This window comes from Actinacidiphila alni (assembly GCF_900112845.1).
Lineage (GTDB): Bacteria > Actinomycetota > Actinomycetes > Streptomycetales > Streptomycetaceae > Actinacidiphila > Actinacidiphila alni.
The window spans coordinates 272,386-292,586 of the sequence record NZ_FONG01000006.1; the positions used below are offsets into that span (position 1 = coordinate 272,386).

At 73.2% G+C, this 20,201-nt stretch carries 14 protein-coding genes, 2 pseudogenes and 1 riboswitch; of the genes and pseudogenes, 5 read left to right on the forward strand and 11 right to left on the reverse strand.

The genetic code is table 11. From position 1 onward, the window contains the following. Nucleotides 1-193: 193 nt before the first annotated feature. Nucleotides 194-1,300, forward strand: coding sequence for a septation protein SepH (gene sepH / locus BM076_RS12680; protein ID WP_093713569.1), 1,107 nt, complete (start codon nt 194-196; stop codon nt 1,298-1,300). 77 nt (nt 1,301-1,377) lie between these two features. Here the strand turns inward: sepH and BM076_RS12685 are convergent, their stop codons facing one another. Beyond that, nucleotides 1,378-2,214, reverse strand: coding sequence for a sulfurtransferase (locus BM076_RS12685; RefSeq protein ID WP_093713570.1), 837 nt, complete (start codon nt 2,212-2,214; stop codon nt 1,378-1,380). A gap of 224 nt (nt 2,215-2,438) precedes the next feature. Between BM076_RS12685 and BM076_RS12690 the strand changes: the two genes are divergently transcribed. After that, the gene (locus tag BM076_RS12690) at nt 2,439-3,182 is read left to right on the forward strand and encodes a VOC family protein (RefSeq protein ID WP_093713571.1); all 744 of its coding nucleotides are present in this window, start codon (nt 2,439-2,441) and stop codon (nt 3,180-3,182) included. Nucleotides 3,183-3,507: 325 nt separating this feature from the next. Here the strand turns inward: BM076_RS12690 and BM076_RS12695 are convergent, their stop codons facing one another. Beyond that, on the reverse strand, nt 3,508-4,674 hold the full coding sequence (locus BM076_RS12695) for an ROK family transcriptional regulator (protein ID WP_177246426.1): 1,167 nt from the start codon (nt 4,672-4,674) through the stop codon (nt 3,508-3,510). Nucleotides 4,675-4,931: 257 nt separating this feature from the next. Here BM076_RS12695 and BM076_RS12700 point away from each other — a divergent pair. Together BM076_RS12700 and BM076_RS12705 are read left to right on the forward strand one after the other, a co-directional pair. Then, a pseudogene (locus tag BM076_RS12700) lies at nt 4,932-5,378 on the forward strand (Gfo/Idh/MocA family protein); the annotation flags it as partial. Then, nucleotides 5,365-5,869: pseudogene (locus tag BM076_RS12705) on the forward strand (sugar phosphate isomerase/epimerase family protein); the annotation flags it as partial. The pseudogenes BM076_RS12700 and BM076_RS12705, both read left to right, overlap by 14 nt. 123 nt (nt 5,870-5,992) lie before the next feature. On the opposite strand, the gene BM076_RS12710 reads toward BM076_RS12705, so the two are convergent. From BM076_RS12710 to BM076_RS12735, 6 genes are all read right to left on the reverse strand, one after another. Continuing rightward, on the reverse strand, nt 5,993-9,646 hold the full coding sequence (locus BM076_RS12710; RefSeq protein WP_093713573.1) for a glycoside hydrolase family 3 C-terminal domain-containing protein: 3,654 nt from the start codon (nt 9,644-9,646) through the stop codon (nt 5,993-5,995). Continuing rightward, complete coding sequence (locus BM076_RS37480; protein ID WP_245796013.1) at nt 9,643-10,356, reverse strand: hypothetical protein; 714 nt, start codon at nt 10,354-10,356, stop codon at nt 9,643-9,645. The genes BM076_RS12710 and BM076_RS37480 overlap by 4 nt, the downstream gene beginning before the upstream one ends. A 237-nt stretch (nt 10,357-10,593) precedes the next feature. Continuing rightward, entirely contained in the window at nt 10,594-11,244 is a 651-nt protein-coding gene (locus BM076_RS12720; RefSeq protein WP_093713574.1) for a thymidine kinase, read from the reverse strand. A 68-nt stretch (nt 11,245-11,312) separates the two neighbouring features. Then, nucleotides 11,313-12,506, reverse strand: coding sequence for an alkaline phosphatase family protein (locus BM076_RS12725; protein WP_093713575.1), 1,194 nt, complete (start codon nt 12,504-12,506; stop codon nt 11,313-11,315). Then, nucleotides 12,506-13,090 carry a DUF5998 family protein gene (locus BM076_RS12730; RefSeq protein WP_093713576.1) on the reverse strand — a complete coding sequence of 195 codons (585 nt, stop codon included), beginning with the start codon at nt 13,088-13,090 and terminating at the stop codon, nt 12,506-12,508. The genes BM076_RS12725 and BM076_RS12730 overlap by 1 nt, the downstream gene beginning before the upstream one ends. A gap of 76 nt (nt 13,091-13,166) precedes the next feature. Next, the gene (locus BM076_RS12735) at nt 13,167-15,959 is read right to left on the reverse strand and encodes a bifunctional acetate--CoA ligase family protein/GNAT family N-acetyltransferase (RefSeq protein ID WP_093713577.1); all 2,793 of its coding nucleotides are present in this window, start codon (nt 15,957-15,959) and stop codon (nt 13,167-13,169) included. 192 nt (nt 15,960-16,151) lie between these two features. Between BM076_RS12735 and BM076_RS12740 the strand changes: the two genes are divergently transcribed. Beyond that, nucleotides 16,152-16,433 (forward strand): HPr family phosphocarrier protein, encoded by a 282-nt coding sequence (locus tag BM076_RS12740; RefSeq protein WP_093713578.1) that lies wholly within the window; start codon nt 16,152-16,154, stop codon nt 16,431-16,433. A 180-nt stretch (nt 16,434-16,613) separates the two neighbouring features. Here the strand turns inward: BM076_RS12740 and BM076_RS12745 are convergent, their stop codons facing one another. The 3 genes from BM076_RS12745 to BM076_RS12755 form a co-directional block, all read right to left on the reverse strand. Next, the gene (locus tag BM076_RS12745) at nt 16,614-17,246 is read right to left on the reverse strand and encodes a GntR family transcriptional regulator (protein WP_407640647.1); all 633 of its coding nucleotides are present in this window, start codon (nt 17,244-17,246) and stop codon (nt 16,614-16,616) included. A gap of 270 nt (nt 17,247-17,516) precedes the next feature. Further along, nucleotides 17,517-18,371, reverse strand: coding sequence for a M23 family metallopeptidase (locus tag BM076_RS12750; protein ID WP_093713580.1), 855 nt, complete (start codon nt 18,369-18,371; stop codon nt 17,517-17,519). 14 nt (nt 18,372-18,385) lie between these two features. Continuing rightward, nucleotides 18,386-18,553: riboswitch (cyclic di-AMP (ydaO/yuaA leader) on the reverse strand. A gap of 281 nt (nt 18,554-18,834) precedes the next feature. Continuing rightward, on the reverse strand, nt 18,835-20,199 hold the full coding sequence (locus BM076_RS12755) for a M16 family metallopeptidase (protein WP_093713672.1): 1,365 nt from the start codon (nt 20,197-20,199) through the stop codon (nt 18,835-18,837). Nucleotides 20,200-20,201 lie beyond the last annotated feature (2 nt).

The window sequence follows — 20,201 nt, forward strand, 5'->3', positions numbered from 1 at the left end:
GGACCGGCACAGCGGGAGGGGAGCCGACGGCACTCGTCCCGGGGTGCCGCGGTTGGTCACACTGAGTGGCCAATCGACCACCGTCCCATAACGGCGTGTCACCATGTCACCCCGACACGCCGGGTAACTCTGCAAGGTTGTGGCACGCTGCACCCGGGCAGGCCACACTCGTCCAACGGGAGCAGCGACGCACGTGACGTCGGCAGGCACCACCCGGGAGGTAACCGTGCCCGAACTGCGGGTTGTGGCCGTCAGCAATGACGGCACACGACTGGTGCTCAAGGCTGCCGACAGCACGGAATACACACTCCCCATCGACGAGCGGCTGCGCGCCGCGGTGCGCAACGACCGTGCGCGTCTGGGGCAGATCGAGATCGAGGTCGAGAGCCATCTGCGGCCCCGCGACATCCAGGCGCGGATACGCGCGGGAGCGTCCGCGGAAGAGGTCGCGTCGATGGCCGGCATCCCCGTCGAACGGGTGCGGCGCTTCGAGGGACCCGTGCTGGCCGAGCGGGCCTTCATGGCCGAGCGGGCCAGGAAGACGCCGGTACGCCGCCAGGGCGAGAGCACAGGGCCGCAGCTCGGCGAGGCGGTGTCCGAGCGGCTGCTGCTGCGCGGCGCCGAGAAGGACACCGTGCTGTGGGACTCCTGGCGCCGCGACGACGGCACCTGGGAGGTCCTGCTGGTCTACCGGGTGGCCGGCGAACCGCACTCGGCGAGCTGGACCTACGACCCGCCGCGCCGCCTGGTGGCGGCCGTGGACGACGAGGCCCGCGCGCTGATCGGGGAGAACGCGGCGCAGCAGGAGAGCGCCAAGGAGCCGAGCTTCCCGTTCGTGCCGCGGATCGCCAGGCTGCCGCGGGACCGCCCGCTGGACCGGGCGCTCGACCGGCAGTTGGAGCGCACCGACCGGCCGGACCGGGAGGCGCGGGCCGAGGAGCGGCCGGAGCCGGAGGAGCGGGACTCGCTGACCAGCCTGCTGGAGGCGGTGCCGAGCTTCCGCGGCGACATGGTGGTGCCCGCGCCGCCGCCGGGTCCGCCCGGGCCGCCGGACACCGAACCCGCCACGGCCGCCGCGGAGACGGCGGAGGAGACCGAGGAGGAGGCGGCTCCGGCCGCCAGTGCCGGGTCCGCCTACGCGGACGTGCTGATGCCGCGTGCCGTCGCCGGGCATCGCGACCGGCTGGTCGGCACCACCGACCGGCAGGCCGAGGCGGACGGCGTCCGGCCGGGGCGGCGTGCCACGGTGCCGAGCTGGGACGAGATCGTCTTCGGCAGCAGGCGCAAGAAGCAGGAGTAGCGGCGGGACGTCACCGCCTCTGCCGTAAGGGGCAGCCACCTGGGTGGCTGCCCCTTACGCATGCGCGGTGCTGCGGGTCAGCCGGGCTGCGGCCCGGTGGCGACCGGGCGGTCCGGGTCGGACGACCACTCGCTCCAGGAACCGATGTAGAGCGCCGCCGGAATGCCCGCGGCGGCCAGCGCCAGCACCTCGTGGGCGCCGGAGACCCCGGACCCGCAGTAGACGCCGACCTCGGCGCCGGAGCCCGCGCCGAGGGCCGCGAAGCGGTCGGCGAGCGCGGCGGCGGGCAGGAACCGGCCGTCGGCGCCGGTGTTCTCGGTGGTGGGGGCGCTCACGGCGCCCGGGATGTGCCCGGCGACGCGGTCGATCGGCTCGGTCTCGCCGCGGTAGCGCTCGGCGGCCCTGGCGTCCAGCAGCACCCCCCGGCGGGCGAGTTCGGCGGCGGCGTCGGCGTCCAGCAGCGGTACGGCGCCGGGCGCGGGGACGAAGTCGCCGTCGCCCGGGGCGGGTTCCGTCCGGCTCAGCGGGTGGCCCGCCGCCCGCCAGGCCGCCAGGCCGCCGTCCAGGACACGCACCCGCGGGTGCCCGGCCCAGCGCAGCACCCACCAGGCGCGGGCGGCGCCCCAGCCCTGCCAGTCGTCGTACACCACCACGTCGCGGTCGGCGCGCACCCCGGCCCGGCGCATCGCGGCGCCGAAGTCCTCGGGGGCGGGCAGCGGGTGCCGGCCGCCGGACCCGGCGTGCCCGGCCAGGTCGGCGTCCAGGTCGACGAAGCGGGCGCCGGGGATGTGCCCTTCCAGATACTCCGGGCGGCCGGGCGGGCCGCCCTGCCGCCAGCGCACGTCGAGCAGGGTGACGGTGTCCGCTTCGAGCGCGGCCGCCAGGTCGGTGACGGGGATGAGGGGTTCTTCCATACGCACATTGTGGGCGACCGGGGGTGGACGCCGTGCGGATCATCGAGGTGCCGCAACACCCCCGCAACGGAGCCGACATGCCATTTCCGTGACGGGACGGCACCAGGGTGATGAATGCGGCCCGGTCGGGGCGCGCGCCGCCGTGGGTGGTGCGACGATCGGCTGTGCCGCACCCCCGACCGGTGGAGCGCGCCGTGCGGCGTGCCCGCCAGGAGACCGCATCCATGACCGACGTACCGAGCCGGCGACCGCCGGGCACCCCCTGCTGGGTCAGCCTCATGGCACACCGGGCCGACCGGGCGCGGGACTTCTACGGCGCCCTGTTCGGCTGGGAGTACGTCCCCGGGCCCGAGCAGCTCGGCGCGTACGTGCTCGCCGAGCTGGACGGGCGGCCGGTCGCGGGCATCGGGGAGGGGCCGCCCGCGCCGCACCGGCCGGTGTCCTGGACCACGATGCTCGCCACGGACGACGTGGACCGCGCCGCCGAGCTGGTCCGCGAGTGCGGCGGCACCGTCGGGGTCGGGCCGCTCCAGGTCGGGCCCGAGGGGCGGCTCGCCCTGGCCGTCGACCCCTCCGGCGCCGTTTTCGGCATCTGGGAGGCCGGCACTTTCGGGGGTGCCGAGGCCGCGGGGGCGCTCGCGCTGAGCGAGTTGGTGACGCGGGGTGCGGCGGTCGTCGGCTTCTACGAGGCCGTCTTCGGCCTCGAAGCCGTCGCCGACGGGTCCGGTCGCTTTCTGCTGCGGGCGGGCGGGCGCTCCGTCGCCGTCGTCCGCGACGTCGGGGCGCGGCTGCCCCGTGAACGCGGGGCGCACTGGACCACGCCCTTCGCCGTCCGCGACGTCTCCCTCACCACCGCCCGAGCCCTCACCCTCGGTGCCCACACCCTCGGCTCCGCCGCGGATTCCCCGTCCAGCGTCACCCTCGCCGACCCCGAGGGGGCGGCCTTCACCCTTGTGTCCCTCACCTAACCCCGCTCCCGCGGAAGGGGGTTTCTCTGCACCTCTTCGGACGAGGGGTGCCCCTCCAGGGGCGCGGGGACGCGGCGCGGCGCTGGCGGAAGTGGGTGCCCGATAGGGGCGCGGGGAACTGCGCGCCCAGCCGTAGCGCGCCTTCAGGCAAAAAACCGCCCCCAGCGGGGCAGACGCTGTTGTTTGTGCGACCACCGGCCCGGTGGGGGCTGAGCGCGCAGTTCCCCGCGCCCCTAAAAAGACCTCCCTTGCCGTCAGGCGAGAAGGCACCGCACTCCGCGGGAGGTGGAGAAGGGCACCCTTCTCCGGACGAGCTGACCGCAGGTCAGGCGGCTCCGGCTAGGAGAGAAGCGGCGTCGGCGAGGACGAGCCCCGCGGCACCGCGGACCTCGGCGCCGTCGCCGAGCCCACCGGTGACGATCTCGACGCCCTCCGCGGCGGAGGGCAACGTGTGGCGAAGGACCCCGGCCCGCATGGGTTCGAGAATGTCGGCGCCCGCGGCGGCAAGATCCCCGCCGACCACCACGAGGCTGGGGTTGAGGAGGGTGACGAGGGTCGCGAGGGCGCGGCCGACGGCGTCACCGGCGTCGCGCACGGCGCGCAGGGCGCCGGAGTTGCGCTCGCGGATGAGGGCGGGCAGGTCGCGGGGGGCGACGGTCTCGCCCCAGCTCTCGGAGAGCAGGCGGGCGATGGCGACGGGACTGGCCACCGTCTCCAGGCAACCGCGGTTGCCGCAGCGGCAGATGAGCCCGTCGGTGATCAGCGGGAGGTGCCCGATCTCGCCGGCGAGCCCGCGGGCGCCGAGCAGCAGCCGACCGTTGGAGACGATGCCCGCGCCGATGCCGGCGGAGAGCCGGACGTAGACCATGTCGCCGGCCTGCCGCCCGGCGCCGTACATGCGCTCGGCGAGCGCGCCGGCGTTGGCGTCGTTGGTGACGCGCACGGGCAGCGAGGTGCGGCGGCGCAGTTCGTCGGTGAGCCGCAGGCCGACCCAGCCGGGCATGATGCCCTCGGCGCCGAGGGCGCCGCTGCCGATCTCGACCGGGGAGGCGATCCCGGCGCCGATGCCGAGGACGCGTTCGCGGCCGACCCCCGTCTCCTGGAGGGCGCGGCCGACCAGGACGGCCACCAGGTCGAGGGTCTCGTCGGGGGCGCGGTCCACGTCCTTGGCGACCCAGTGCTCCCACAGCACCTCGCCGAACAGGTCGCACAGGATGACCCGGACGTGCTGGTGGCCGATGTCCGCGCCGATCGCGTAGCCGGCGCTGGGCACCAGGGACAGCGACTGGGCGGGCCGTCCGGTGCGGCGCGGCTCCTGCTCCTCCGGGCTCTCGTCCTCGGTGACGAGGCCGACGGTGATGAGGTCGGCGATCAGCGAGGAGACGGTGGCCCTGGACAGGCCGGTGACGCGGACGAGTTCGGGCCTGCTGCTGCGCGGGCTGGTGTGCAGGGCCTCGAGGACCCGGAGCCTTCCGACCTCGCGGAGATTCACTGGAGCGTCGATCTTTACCCCCCGGGTCCATGGCGTGACGGCCCTCGCACGGTGCCGTGTTGCCGTTGCCGTCGTCAAGAGCCTTGACTTATGACCAAGTTCAGGCAGAAACTCGCGAACTGTTCTACCCGGCACGGCGAGTTTCAGTCGATGCCGGATGAATAACGATTCGTGGCCCGTACTGGACGTACCAAGAGCGGCATTCCGCCGGGAGGACGTACGTGACGACGACACCACCTCCCGCTCTGCGTGTCGGCATGGTCGGCCATGCCTTCATGGGCGCGGCGCACTCGCACGCCTGGCGCACCGCGGGCCGCTTCTTCGACCTGCCCGTACGCCTCGAACTCGGCGCTGTCTGTGGGCAGGACGAGGACCGGGTGGCGCGGGCGGCACGGCGTTACGGCTGGGAGTCGTACGAGACCGACTGGCGCGTCCTGGTGACCCGTCCGCACATCGACGTGGTGGACATCTGCACGCCCGGCGACAGCCACGCGGCGATCGCGGAGGCGGCGCCGGCCGCGGGCAAACATGTGCTGTGCGAGAAGCCGCTGGCCAATTCGGTGGCGGAGGCCGAGGCGATGGTGGACGCGGCGCGCAAGGACCGCGCCGGATCGGGGGCGTTGGGCGACCTGGGCACGCACAGCGTCGACGCGGCGCAGTATCTGACGGGTCAGCGGATCAGTTCGGTCGGCGCGCTGCTGGAACCCGATCCTGGACGTCTTCGACGAGGTGGGCGTGCGCTTCGCGCACGAGGTGCACCCCAGCGAGATCGCGTACGACTACTGGTCGACGGTGCGCGCGCTGGAGGCGATCGGGCACCGCCCGGCCTTCGGCCTCAATTTCGACCCCAGCCATTTCGTGTGGCAGGACCTGGACCCGGTCGGTTTCCTCTACGACTTCCGCGACCGTATCTACCACGTCGACTGCAAGGAGTCCGTCAAGCGCTTCAACGGGCGCAACGGCAGGCTGGGTTCGCATCTGCCGTGGGGCGGACCTGCGGCGCGGCTGGGACTTCGTGTCGACCGGGCACGGCGATGTGCCGTGGGAGCCGGTCTTCCGGATGCTCAACAGCATCGGCTACGCCAGGATGGACCGGATGATCGGCGCGCCCGCCGCGCTCGCGTACGTACGGGAGCCGGCCGCGATCGAGCCTCCTGCCGCATCCTTCGACGCGGCGTTCAGCTCCTCTTCATGATGGCGTGATTGCGTGAGCACGCCCTTCGGCTCCACCCGGTCGGCCCGGTCCTGACAGACAGGCCGGCCGGGCGGCGCCCGGCGCGCCGTCCCGCGCAGCGGGGGGACGGCGCGCCGTTGCGTGTCAGCCGCCGATCGCGACCGAGAACAGGTGCATCGCCACCTGGTGGTCGACCTGGGTCCTGCTCACGTTCGGCAGGGTGATCGCCTGGACGGTCTTGCCGGGCAGCAGGTCCACGGCGGCCGCGGAGATGTGCACGGTCTGCTGCTGCTGTCCGCCGCCGTTGTTGAGATAGGGCGTGCTGGCGGCGAAGTCGCTGCCCTGGGACGGCGATCCGGACCACCAGTCCGAGAGGGCCAGCGCGTACGTCTGTGTCGTCCCGTCGGTGTAGACGATGGTGCCGGTGCCGGACGTGGCGCCGAAGGCGCTGGTGCCGACGAAGCCGAGCTTGTTTCCGCTGCCGGTGATCTCGATGGCCTGGCCGCCGGCCACCGCGTTGTCGGGGTCGCCGGTGCCGGCGCTCGCGGGCCACGGGAAGGAGATCCCGTCGTGGTCGGTGCTCTCCCCCGCGTGCCAGCCCTGGGCGGCGAGCGCCTGGAGCGAGAGGCTGGCGCCCTCGCCGTCGAGACTGCCGGTGGTGGTGTGGTCGTCGTCGCTGATGCCGGAGTTGTTGAAGGCGGCGGTCAGTGACGCGTACGGCACGGTGACCGGTGCCTGTGCGGTGTGCTCGCCGTCGGGTGTGGTGACGGTGGCGTCCAGGGCGAAGCCGTCGGGGTCGGTGCCCGCCGGGACGGTCACCTGCCAGGTGGTGCTGACGTGCTGTCCGGCGCCGACCGAGGCGAAGGTCGCCGGGGTGGTGGCGGTGGCGGTCCAGCCCTCGGGCGCCTTGAGCGCGACGGACACGTTCCGTACGGCGTCGGCGCCGCCGTTGGTGTAGGTGGTGGTCGCGGTCAGGGTGCTGCCGGCCTTGGCGATCGGCAGCGCCTTGAGGGTCAGGGTGTTGCGGACCACGACCGGGGTGGAGCCGGTGACGCCGCCGACGGTCGCGGAGATCGTGGCGACCCCGTCGGCGACGGCGTGCACGAGGCCGTTCCTGTCCACGCTGGCGACCGTGGGGTCGCTGCTGCGGTAGGTGACCTTGGCGGTGGACAGGTCCACGAAGGACTGGTCGTTGTTGACGGCCTCCACGACGTGGTCGGCGGTGACGGACAGGTCGCGCCGCTCCTTGGCCGGGTCGGTGTCGTCCTTGATCCACTTGTTGGTGCCGGTCAGCGAGAAGGTGTCGCCGGCGTCGTGGACGACGTCCTCCGGCTGCACGGTGACGTACCGCACCTTCGGGGTGAGGGTGCCCTTGATCTTCACGGTCGCGGTGCCGGCCGCGTGCGCGGAGTCCGGGCCGAGCCGGAATTCATAGGTGCCGTTGTAGACGGTCTGCCGGCTGTTCTCCGCGTCCCAGAAAGACAGGTCGGCGGCCTTGACGGTGATCGTCAGGTGCTGGGTCGCGCCGGGCCGCAGGACCTTGGTCTTGGCGAAGCCGACGAGCCGCTTGGCGGGCAGTTCGACGCCGGGGACGGTGAACGGCGTGGCGGCGTACAACTGGGCGACGGTGGCGCCCGCGGCCTTGCCGGTGTTGGTGACGTCCACACCGATCTTCACGCTGCCGTCCGGCGTGATCTGCGACGTGTTGGCATCGACGCCCTTGAAGGAGAAGCTGCTGTAGCTGAGCCCGTAGCCGAAGGGGTAGGTCGGGGTGCCGGTGAAGTACTGGTACGTACGGCCGAGGCCGCCGGTCGCACTCGGCGTCAGACCGTAGTCCTGCTTGTCGGGGAGCTGCGAATCGTCCTTGTACCAGGTGAAGTTGAGGTGCCCGGAGGGGTTGACCTTCCCGAAGAGCACATCGGCGAGCGCGGTGCCCTGGGACTGGCCGTTGTAGCCGCTGAAGACGATCGAGGAGACCGGCGAGTCCGCGGCGGTCTCCTTCTGGATGTCCACCGGGCCGTCGGACTGGATGACCAGCGCCAGTTTGTCGGTGCCGAGCGCCGACGCCTGGTCGATCAGCGACTGGTAGTTGCCCGGCATCTTCAGATTGTCGCGGTCGTTGCCCTCGTCGCCGTTGGCCTGGGTGGTGCCCACGAAGACGATCACGAGGTCGGCGGCCTCGATGTCGGCCTTGATCTTGTCGGAGAGCACCGCGTCGGTGGTCCCGGTGGACGAGGTGCCCGCCGCGTCGTAGACGACCGAGGCGGTCGGGTCGGTGGCGTGGATCTCGTTCTGGATACCGCGCAGCGGGCTGGTCCGGTAGGTGGGGTCGCCGGAGTAGAGGCCGAGCGTGGTGGTGCCGGCGAGGTCGCCGAGGACGACGACCTTCTTGGTCTTCGCCGGGTCGGCGGGCAGCAGCTTGCCGCCGCCGGAGGTCGGCTTGCCGTTCTTCAGCAGCACCAGGGAGTTGTCGGCGACGGTGGTGGCCAGCGCCTGGTGGGCGGGGCTCTCGATCTGGTCGGCCGTGATGCCGGTGTACGACACCGAGCCCGCCGGGTCGAACTCACCGGTCTCCATGCGGATGGTGAAGACCTTCACCAGTGCGGTGTCGACGACGCCCTCACTGAGCGCGCCCGCCTCGATGGCCTCCTGGATGTTGGCGGTGGTGGCCTCGTCACCGGTGCAGTTGAGGTCGGTGCCGGCCCGCAGCGCGTACGCCTGGCCGCCCGCCTGCCCGGACATGGTCGTGCCCGTGGCGGTCTCGGTCCAGGTCGGGCTGTCCTTGTGGTCGGTGGTCCAGCCGGGCGGCGCCCAGTCGTGACCGCCGGGGAACTGCCGCCAGTTGGTGCCGACGGCGCCGCAGTCGGAGGTGATGTAGCCGTTGAACCCGTAGGTGCGCTGGGCGAGTTGATTGGTGGTGTAGGTGTCGGAGACCGACGGGGTGCCGTTGATCGCGTTGTACGACGTCATGAGGCCCGCCACATGCGCGTCCTCGATGAGCGTGCGGAACTGCGCGGTGTAGTAGTCGCGCAGGTCGGTGTCGTTCACGTCGGAGCTGATGCCGGTGCGGTTGTCCTCGACATTGTTGAGCGCGTAGTGCTTGGCGGTGGAGGCGACCTTCAGATAGCCGGTCCTCGAACTGCCGTCGGGGTTGTTGCCCTCGTAGCCGTCGACGAACTGGCCCGCCATCCGGCCGACGAAGTACGGGTCCTCGCCGAACGCCTCGTCGGTACGGCCCCAGCGCGGGTCGCGGTCCAGATTGACGGTGGGCGCCCAGAAGGTGAGGGAGCCGTAGTCGTCGGCGGACGGGCCGAGGTTGTTCTGGCCCTTGCCGAAGAGCGACTTGTCGACGAAGCCGCGCACCTCGTCGGAGATCGCGGTGCTCTCCTGATAGAGCAGCGCCGGGTCCCAGGACATGGAGGAGGCGAAGTTGGTGGGGAAGCTGGTGGCGTGGATGCCGCCCTGCGCCCCGCCGTTGTTCTGGTTGGCGCCGAGCGTGTTGACGCCGTGCTGGCCCTCGCTCCAGTACGTGTACTGCTGGACGCCGAGCCGCGGGATCGCCGGACCGCTGTTGGTGCTGAGCTGCTGCACCTTCTCCTGCAGGGTCATCCGCGACACCAGGTCGGCGGCCCGCTCCTGGAAGGTGTAGTGGGTGTCGAGGTAGATCGGGGTCGCGGCCGCCGTGTCGCGCGGCGTCGCCGCCGCGGCCGCGGGGCCGCCCGCCGCCGCCATGCCCATCGCGCAGGCCATGGCGCAGACCGCGGCCAGTCCCGCGCGTCGGCGCTTTCGCACGTTCATCCTGCCTCCGTCGTCGTCGAACAGATCCGAGCGGTACTGAGTAGGGTTCGGTGCAACTCCGAAGAAACTCCGGGTCCTGCGTCACCAATGGGGCAGTGTGTTGCCAGCTTTGACGGAGCGTCAAGACAGCCGACCGGATTGGATCGACTCTTTTTGACTGCTACTGACGGAAGTCGGCGGCTGCCCGCTCCAGCTGCCGGTACCGGCTCAGGGGCGCTCGCGACCGCGCAGCCGGGGGGTGAAGGTGGCGTGGAAGATGGTGGACGCGGCGCTGAGCACCGAGCGCTCCACCTCGGCCCGGCGCAGCCGCCGTGCGGTGGGGAATCATTGACCGCGCGGCCGATCTCGTCCAGGGAGAAGTCGGCTACGTCGTCGGTGAAGAAGGGGCCGCCGAGCACGATCGGGTCGACGTCCAGCAGGTCGACCAGGCCGAGCGCGCCGGGGTCCGCGGGCGCCGCGGGCCGCATGCCGTCCAGCACCCGGACCAGCCCGGCCAGGACGTCCTCACCGATCACGGTCGCCGCGGCGCCCGGCGCGGGGGCGGCGGCCCGGGTCCCGGCCAGCAGGACGGCGCCGTGCGCGTCGGCGTACAGGCCCATCACCCAGACGTCGGTGCCGGGCAGCGGCGGTCCGGTCGGTACGTGCGGGGCCGGCATCTCGTCCGCGGCGAGCTGCCAGCGGCGGCGGACCGACGCCACCGTGGCGTGCAACAGGCCCAGTTCGCGGGCGGCGGCACGGTGTGGCTGGGCGCGGGCACGTACCGGATCACCGACACCGTGGAGGTCCCGGCCTTCTGCTCGCTGATCGGTGACCGGCGCGACCCGGACCACGGGTCCGGGAGCTACGGCACGGTGATCCGCGCCGATCTGCCCGGCGTCGACTGCCCGGCGGGCGGGCCCGGTCGACCCTGTCGCGTACGGGGCCGGCCGGGCCCGGCGCCCGCGGTGTCAGGGGTGGGTGACCGGCAGTACGTCGGGCGAGATCGTGCCCGCGCCCGCCGTCGCGCTGGTCATCCGCCGCCGGTGGTGGCGGCGGCACAGCACCTCGTAGCCGACCTCGCCCGCCGCGCGGTCCACGTCGCCGATCACCACCTGCGCGCCCTCGACCACCATCACCCCGCCGACCGTACGGGCGTTGTGGGTGGCGCGCTCGCCGCACCAGCACAGGGCCTCGACCTGGAGCGCCTCCACCCGGTCGGCCAGTTCGATCAGCCGCTGCGAGCCGGGGAAGAGCCGGGTGCGGAAGTCGGTGGTGATGCCGAACGCGTGGACGTCCAGGTCGAGTTCGTCCACCACCCGGGCCAACTGGTCGACCTGCTCAGGCGCGAGGAACTGCGCCTCGTCCACGATCACGTAGTCCACCCGGCCGCCGCGGCTGATCATCGCGACCAGATGGCCGTACAGGTCCATGGTGTCGGTGACCTCGACCGCGTCGGTGACCAGGCCGAGCCGGGAGGACAGCTTGCCCTCGCCCGCCCGGTCGTCGCGGGTGAAGATCACCGACTGCAGGCCGCGAGCGGTGCGGTTGTGCACGATCTGGAGCGCCAGGGTGCTCTTGCCGCAGTCCATCGTTCCGGAGTAGAAGGCCAGCTCGGGCATGGGAAGGACGACGGCCTTTCGGTCGGGGACGGAAAGATCAACGGGCGGTGGCGGACGGAGGGCGACCCTCAGGAGCGTACTTCGAGCAGGGGGACCAACTGCTCGGCGGGCACCATCGAACCGTGCAGGCCGACCATCTTGGACTCCCCCACTTCCGTCCTGGTGGCCACCACCGCGATGTCGTCGCGGGCCACCGCCACCACGTCGCCGATCCGGCCGTGCACCCGCTCGTCCGGCGGCGGCCCGAACCAGCCCGCCTCGATCGCCTCGGCGCGGCTCGCCACCCACATCTGCTCGCCGAGCACCTCGCTCCACACCGCGTGCACGTCGTCTGCGGCGCCGGGCACCGCGTAGACGTGCCGGGCGCGGGCCTCGCCGCCGAGCAGCGCGACCCCGGCGCGCAGCTCCCAGTCCTCGTCGAAGTCGATCCTGGACCGCTCGTCGAAGGGGATGTCGATCATGCCGTGGTCGGCGGTGACGTAGAGGACGCCGCGCGGCGGGAGCTGTTCGGCGAGCCGCTGGGCGAGCCGGTCGACCAGCATCAACTGGCCGCGCCAGGCGTCGGAGTCGACGCCGTGCCGGTGGCCCATGGCGTCCAGTTCGCTGTAGTACGTGTAGACCAGGGTGCGGTCGGCGGCGCCGAGCCGCTCGGCGGCCAGGTCCATCCGCTCCTCGCCGGTCAGCCGCCCGTGGAAGGTGCCGCCGGACAGCGCGACCTTCGTCAGGGGGGTGTTGACGAAGGCGGGCGAGGAGACCTGGCAGGTGGCGATGCCGGCGGCGTCGGCGAGCCGGAAGACGGTGGGGTGCGGCTGCCAGACGGCCGGCGCCGTCCAGGGCTGCCAGCGCAGCTGGTTCATCAGCTCGCCGGTCGCCGGATTGAGCGTGGTGTAGCCCGCCAGGCCGTGCGCGGACGGCGGCAGGCCGGTGCCGACCGAGCCGAGCGAGGTCGCGGTGGTGGCGGGGAAGCCGGCGGTCAGCGGCCGGCCGCTGCCGTTCAGCGACGTCGGCAGCAGTGAGGTGAGATACGGCGCCTCGGCGGGGTGCGCCTCGATCAGCTCCCAGCCGAGGCCGTCGACGAGGAAGACGCAGACCCGGTCGGCGGGCGCCAGCGCCAGGCCGGTGGCGGGCATGCCGGGGATGCCGAATCCGGCGACGGCGGCCGGGATGAGGTCGCAGAGCGCGCCGCTGCCGTAGGCGGGGACGGGCGCGGTGCGCGGATCGAGCGGCGCGGGGCCGTACCCGCTGTGCAGCGGCTGGACCATCAGTCGACGGCCGCTGTCGCCTCGGAGAGCGCCTGGGCGAAGGCGAGGGTCTGGCGGACGGTGTCCGGGCCGTCGCCCGCCTCGCTGACCCGCAGCGACAGGTCGTCGGCGGTGGAGGAGCCGGTGTAGCCGTGGTCGGCCTCGCAGTTGGGGTCGCCGCAGGCGGCGGGCTCCAGGTCGAGCCGGGAGACCGCGCCCCAGCCGATGGTCAGCACCACTTCGCGGGGCAGCGTGCCGGGCGTGTACGCCTCCGGGTTGGCGACCACCCTGCTGACCACCACCGAGGAGATCCGGCCGATCTTCACCGACTCGGTGGAGGTGGTCGCGTACGGCGACGGCGAGGTGTCGTCCGCGGCCTGCTCGTCGGTGTGGCTGACGATGAACCGGCTGTCGGTGAGCACCAGCACCGTCACATGGCGGCGCACCTCGTTGGCGTCGAAGGTGGTCTCCTGATGGACCAGGTACGAGGAGACCGGTTCGCGTCCGACCGCGGCCTCGACGGCCTCCGCCACCAGGGCGGGGTAGTAGCCGCTGCGCTCGATGGCCGTGCGCAGGCCCTGAGTCGTCGTACCGGTCTTCGCCATGACGACCATCCTAAGGGCCATGGCTGACAGCGACGTGCCGCCTGCCGGGTGTGCCGTCGGTCGCGGGGGGGGCCGTTCAGAAGAAGGACAGCGCGCGCGGGCCGAGGTCGGTGCGGGCGGGCGGCCTGGCCAGCCGGACCGAGGCGCCCAGCACCGTCAGGCCGCGGGCCGCGACGACCACCGGTTCGAGGTCGACCGCGACGACCTCCGGGAGGTCGGCGGCCAGCAGCGACACCCGCAGCAGCAGTTCCTCCAGCGCGTCGGTGTCCACCGGTTCCGCGCCGCGCCAGCCGAAGAGGATCGGCGCGGCCCTGATCGAGCGCACCAGCTCCGCCGCGTCCCGGTCGGTGGCGGGCACCAGCCGGTGCGCGGTGTCGCCGAGCAGTTCCGAGGGGGCGCCGGCCAGGCCGAAGGAGAGCACCGCGCCCGCGGCCGGGTCGACGCCCGCCCTGATCACGGTGTCCACCCCGCGCGGCGCCATGGCCTGCACCACCGGCAGCAGTTCCGCCGGTTTGCCGAGCCGGGCGGTCAGCTCGTCGTAGGCGCGCCGCAGGTCGCCCTCGTCGGCCAGGTCAAGGCGGACGCCGCCGAGGTCGGCGCGGTGCCGCAGGTGCGGCGCGGTGGTCTTGAGCGCGACCGGGTAGCCGAGCCGGGCGGCGGCGGCCACGGCGCTGTCGGCGTCGGGCGCGGCCAGCGCGCGGCGGACCTGGATGCCGTAGCGGCCGAGCAGCGTCGCCGCGTCCGCGTCGCCGAGCGCGAGGCCGCCCTCGGGGGCCGCGCCGGGCGGCAGCAGCCGGCGCACGTCGTCGGCCGCCGCGGCCTCCTGGATGTCGTCGAATTCCGGGATCCGGCCGGGCTCGGCGGCGGTGGCACGCCAGGACGCGTACGCGGCGGCCTCGGCGAGGGTGCGCACCGCCCGGTCGGGCGCGGAGTAGGCGGGGATCCGGGTGCCGGGCGTGTCGGAGGGTGCGCCGAGCCGGTCGGCCATGGTCTCCAGGGCGAGGTGCACGACGACCACCGGTTTGCCGCCGCCCGCGGCGGCCGCGGTGGCGCGCAGCGCCTCGGCGAGCGCCGGGTCGTCGCCGGACTCCTGGTCGGGCGCGTCCTCGGAGCCGACCCGCGGGATCGCGGTGACGACGACGGCGTCGCTGCCGGGGTCGGCGAGCGCGGCGGCCAGCGCGGCGGCGAAGTCCTCGGGCCCGGCCGCGGTGGTGAGGTCAAGGGGCGCCGCGGGCCGCATTCCGGCGGTGAGCGCGGCGTCGTAGGTGAGCAGGCCGAGCGATTCGGAATTGCCGAGGACCGCGATCCGGTCGCCGGCGGGCAGCGGCTGGAGGGCGAGGAAGAGTCCGGCGTCGAGCAGTTCGGTGACGGTGTCCACCCGGATCACCCCGGCCTGCCGGAAGAGCGCGGAGACGGTGGAGTCCGGGATGCGCGTGTCGGGCACGGCGTGCCCGGCCGGCACGGAACCGCTGTGCAGGGCGCCCTTGACGACCACGACGGGCTTGGCGGCGGCGGTGCGGCGGGCGAGCCGGGTGAATTTGCGCGGGTTGCCGAAGGACTCGAGGTACATCAGCACGGCCTCGGTGTCCGGGTCGTCCTGCCAGTACTGGAGCAGGTCGTTGCCGGAGACGTCGGCGCGGTTGCCCGCGGAGACGAAGGAGGACGGGCCCGCGCCGCGCCGGTGCAGCCCGGACAGCAGGGCGATGCCGATGGAGCCGGACTGGGTGAACAGGCCGAGCCGTCCGCTGCGCGGCATCCCGGGCGAGAGCGAGGCGTTGAGCCGTACGCCGGCGGCGGTGTTGAGGACGCCGAAGGCGTTCGGGCCGATCACCCGCATGCCGTGGCCGCGGGCCTGCCTGACCAGTTCGCGCTGCCGGGCCCGGCCCTCCTCGCCGGCCTCGGAGTACCCGGCGGCGACCACGACCAGGCCCTGGACGCCGGCGGCGCCGCAGTCGGCGACGGCCTCGGGCACCCGGTCGGCGGGGACGGCGATCACGGCGAGGTCGACGGGCTCGCCGATCTCCCGGACCGAGCGGTGGCCGGGGACGCCGTCGATGTCGGTGCCGTCGGTGAAGGAGGTGTTGACGGCGAAGACCCGGCCGGTGAAGCCGCCCTCGACGATGTTGCGCAGCAGGGTGCGGCCGACGCCGCCGGGCCTGCGGCCGGTGCCGATGACGGCGACCGAGCCGGGGCGCAGCAGGCGCTGCACCGAGCGGGCCTCGGCGCGGTGTTCGCGGGCCCGCATGACCTGGACGGATTCCTCGGTGGGTTCCAGGTCGAGGTCAAGGTGGACGACGCCGTCGGTGAAGCTGCGCTGCTGGGTGAAGCCCGCGTCGGTGAAGACCTTGACCATCTTGCGGTTGGCGGGCAGCACTTCCGCGGTGAAGTGCAGGATGCCGCGCTCGCGGGCGACGGCGACGATGTGTTCGAGCAGCGCGGAGGCGACGCCGCGGCCCTGGTGGGCGTCCTGGACGAGGAAGGCGACCTCGGCGCGGGTGCCGGTGCCGTTCGTACCGCCGGGCCCGTTCGTACCGCTCGTACCGCTGCCGGAACGTGACACCGCGCGGCCGTCGTCGTCGGTGCGGTCGTAGCGGACGGTGGCGATGAACTCGCCGCCGACGGTGGCGGCCAGGCCCACCCGGTCGTCGTAGTCGTGGTGCGTGAAGCGGTGCACGTCGCGGTCGGACAGCCGGGGGTAGGGCGCGAAGAAGCGGTAGTACTTCGACTCGTCGGAGACCTTCTCGTAGAAGTCGACAAGTCGTCCCGCGTCGTCCGGGCCGATCGGCCGGATGTGGGCGATCCCGCCGTCCCGCAGCACGACGTCCGCCTCCCAGTGCACGGGGTACGGATGCGCCTGCTGCTCGGTCATGGCTTCAGCGTAAGCGCGCCGGGGCCGTACCGGAGCGCGGCGGACCCGCGGACCGGGCGGGCGCGTCCCGCTCGCGGAGCGGGTCCCGACGGGGCAGTCTGGACGCAGCCGCGATGGTGCCGACGTGTCGGAGCAGCCCTCGGGCCGTGCGAAACTGGTCTAGACAACTGGAACGACCTGAAGGGCAGCACCATGGTTGAGCGCCGTGTCAACGTCGGCTGGGCGGAGGGCCTGCACGCCCGCCCCGCGTCCATCTTCGTCCGCGCGGCGACCGCCGCCGGCGTGCCGGTGACGATCGCGAAGGCTGACGGCAACGCGGTCAACGCCGCGTCCATGCTCGCCGTGCTCAGCCTCGGCGCGCAGGGCGGCGAGGAGGTCGTGCTCGCCTCCGAGGCGGACGGCGCCGACGCCGCGCTCGACCGGCTGGCGAAGCTGGTCGCCGAGGGACTCGAAGAGCTTCCCGAGACGGTCTGATTCCGCGCTCCCGATATCCGGGGACGGATTCACGGCGCCGGACCGGCCGCCGGGGAATCGTCCCCCCGGAATCAGGGCAGGCGAATAGGGCGGGGCCGGGCGATCCCATGGATTGCCCGGGCCCCGCCTTTATGTATTCACGGGAGCCGCAATTCTCTTCACTTGTATACGGTGCGATTGTTAATTGCGACGCCGCGCCGCGTTGACGGGATGTTTCAGGATCCTCACCGCGGCCGAGCGCTCCACGTGTCCGGCGGCCAGTTTCCTGGCCCGCTCGGCGTCACCGCGCGCGACCGCGTCCACGATCGCCGCGTGCTCCTCCCACGACTCCACCGCGCGGCTGCGCACCTCGTCGCCGTACACCCAGGCGATCTTGTGGCGCAGCTGCGTGAGCAGGGCCGCGAGCGTCGGGCTGCCCGACGCCTGCGCCAGCGTCTCGTGGAACCAGCCGCCGAGTGACGGCAGGTCGGACAACTGCCCCTGCACCGCCCGCTCCTGGCCGAGCCGTACGAGGCCGCGCAGCACCTTCAGGTGCGCGTCGGTGCGGCGCTGGGCGGCGCGCGCGGTGCCCAGCGGCTCCAGCAGGCCGCGGATCTCCAGCAGATCGGCGGCCTCCTGCTCGGTCGGCTCGGCCACCGACGCACCCGCGTGCCTGCGGGTCCGCACGAAGCCCTCGGACTCCAGGGTGCGCAGCGCCTCGCGCACCGGCACCCGTGACACCCCGTACCGCTGCGCGAGCAGTTCCTCGGTCAGCCGGCTGCCCGGCGGGAAGAATCCGCCGACAATGTCGTCGCGGATGGCCGTACACACCACCTGGGCCGAGATACGCCGGCCAGCGCCGTCCGCCCCGTTCACTGCCGATTCCGCATCATCGCAGGACCCCAACCCGTTCCGCGCATTCCGCCCGCACATGCATTCCGTCCCGCACATTCTGCGGCAAGCCTATTGCAGCACACCAGGGATTCCGGCGGCAGACCGGAAAGGCAAATTCATTGCCGCACGACGAAGGCCCCGGCGGGGGGGAGCCGGGGCCTTCGTGTTCTGGGGGGTGCGCCGCCGCGGCGCGCGGGGTGCTTGTCCGGGTCAGACGGACAGGCCGTGCGACCGCAGGTAGGCGATCGGGTCGACGTCCGAGCCGTAGTCGGGTCCGGTCCTGGCCTCGAAGTGCAGGTGCGGCCCGGTGACGTTGCCGGTGGCGCCGGACAGGCCGATCTGCTGGCCGGGCGTGACGCTCTGGCCGACCGAGACCTGGATCGAGGACAGGTGACCGTACTGGGTGTACATCCCGTCGGCCATCCGGATCACGATGTTGTTGCCGTACGCGCCGCCCCAGCCCGCCTCGACGACGGTGCCGGAGCCGACCGCGTGCACCGAGGTGCCGCTGGCCGCGTGGAAGTCGATGCCGGTGTGGTAGCCGGAGGACCACAGACCGCTGGAGGCGCGGTAGCCGGTGGAGACATAGGAGTTGTCGACCGGCAGCACGAAGGAGCCGAGGCGCTTGCGCTCGGCGGCGGCGCGGTCGGCGCGGGCCTTGGCCTCGCGGGCGGCCTTCGCCTTGGCCGCCGCCTCGGCCTTCGCCTTCGCCGCGGCGGCGTCCGCCTTGGCCTTGGCGGCCTTGGCACGGGCGGCGGCAGCGGCTTCCTTGCGGGCCTGCTCGGCCTTGGCCTTGGCGATGTCCGCGGCCTTGTGCTGGGCGGCGGCCTGCGCGGCGAGGGAGTCGGCGAGCGAGCCGGTCACGTCGGCGGTCTGCGCGAAGACGGTGTTCGCGGTGTCGACGGGGGCGCTGTCGGCGTGCGCCGAGCCGGTCATCGCGGTGGCGCCGAGGGCGCCGGTCGCGGTGAGGACGGCGACCGAGGCGAGCCTGCCGCCGCCGGTCGCGGGGCCGCGGCGGGCACGGCGGTGCTTCCCGCGGGGCGCGGGCAGAACGGTGAACGCCATGAAAGGCGTCGCTCCTTTCCTTCCTTCTCGCCTACCGGGTTAGCTGACGGGTTCGGAGCAGGAAGGTCTCCTACGGGGCCGCCGCCGCTGGGCGGACGGTCCCGATTCACCCCAAGGGACTGCTCCCTCGCGAGAGGGCTGGGTCCCCGGCTCCCCTGACGGGGACTCGGCGATCTGCGGCCCGCGTGCCGCCGGACGCGGCTGCTGCTGACGGGCAACGAGCGAAGACGCTAGCCGCGGGCCCGCTCATCCACCAAACAGATCAGCCGATATGTTGCGGACGCCACACTTCCCCGACACGTGCGCGCACACCCCCGCACAGCCACGCACAGTGCCCCGAATGCGCCCGGGAAACGGCCGGGAGAGGCCCGGAAAACGCCCGGAACCCCGGCGCCGCAAGGGCTGCCGGGGTTCCGGGACCGGGTCCGCACCGCCATGGGGCGAGCCGTCCGGCGACCCGCCGTCAGGCGACGACGCTCACCGGGCCGATGCCCAACTCGCGTACCGGCTCGGCGATCACGGACGCGTCACCGACCAGGATCACCACCAGCCGGTCCAGCGGGAAGGCGTTGACCACCGCGGCGGTCGCCTCCACGGTGCCGGTCTCGGCCAGCCGTGCGTAGAGGTCGGCCTGGTAGTCGTCCGGGAGCTGCTGCTCGACCTGGTCGGTCAGCGTGGCCGCGACGGCCGCCGCGGTCTCGTAGCGCAGCGGCGCCACGCCGACCAGATTCTGCACGGCGACGTCCCGCTCCTCGTCGGTCAGGCCCTGCTCGCCGAGCGTCCTGATCACCTGCCAGGTGTCGGCGAGCGCGGGCCCGGTGACCTCGGTGGCCACCGAGCCGCTGATGCCCAGCAGCGCCGCGCCCGTACCGTCGGCGGAGCCGAGCAGCACCTGTCCGAAGGCGCGGACGCCGTAGGTGTAGCCCTTCTCCTCGCGCAGCACCCGGTCCAGGCGCGAGGTGAGGGTGCCGCCCAGGCAGTAGGTGCCGATCACCCGGGCCGCCCACACCGGGTCGTGCCGGTCGGCGCCGGTCCTGCCGATGAGCAGCTGGGTCTGCACCGCGCCCGGCCGGTCCACGACGACCACGCGCGCGGAGTCGTCCGAGGTGATCGCGGGCCGCGGGCGCGGCTCGGCCTTCGCGCCGGTCCAGCCGCCCAGCGTGTCGCCGAGCAGCGCCGGCAGGTCCACGCCTGTGAGGTCGCCGACCACCACGACGGTTGAGGTGGAGGGGCGTACGTGCGCCCGGTAGAAGGCGCGGACGGCCGCCGCGTCGATCCGCCGTACGGTCTCCTCGGTGCCCTGGCGCGGCCGGGAGCAGCGCAGCTCCGGCGCGAACAGCTCCTTGGACAGCGCCATGGCGGCCCGCCGGGAGGGGTTGGCCAGCTCGTGCGGGATCTCGTCGAGCCGGTTGGCGACCAGCCGCTTGACCTCGTCCTCGGGGAAGGCCGGGGCGAGCAGCGCCTCGGCGAGCAGCGCGAGCGCCTTGTCCAGGCGGGAGACGGGCACTTCGAGGGAGACCCGGACGCCCGGGTGGTCGGCGTGCGCGTCCAGCGTGGCGCCGCAGCGCTCCAGCTCGGCCGCGAACTCCTCGGCGGTGTGCTTGTCGGTGCCCTCGGACAGCGCCCTGGCCATGATGGTGCCGACGCCGTCCAGGCCCTCGGGCTCGGCGTCCAAGGGCGCGTCCAGCAGCACCTCGACGGCGACGACCTGCTGGCCGGGCCGGTGGCTGGTGAGCACCGTCAGTCCGTTGCCGAGCGTGCCGCGCTCCGGGGCGGGGAACGCCCAGGGCTTCGGCTCGCCGGCCTGCGGCTGCGGGTGGAATTCCATGA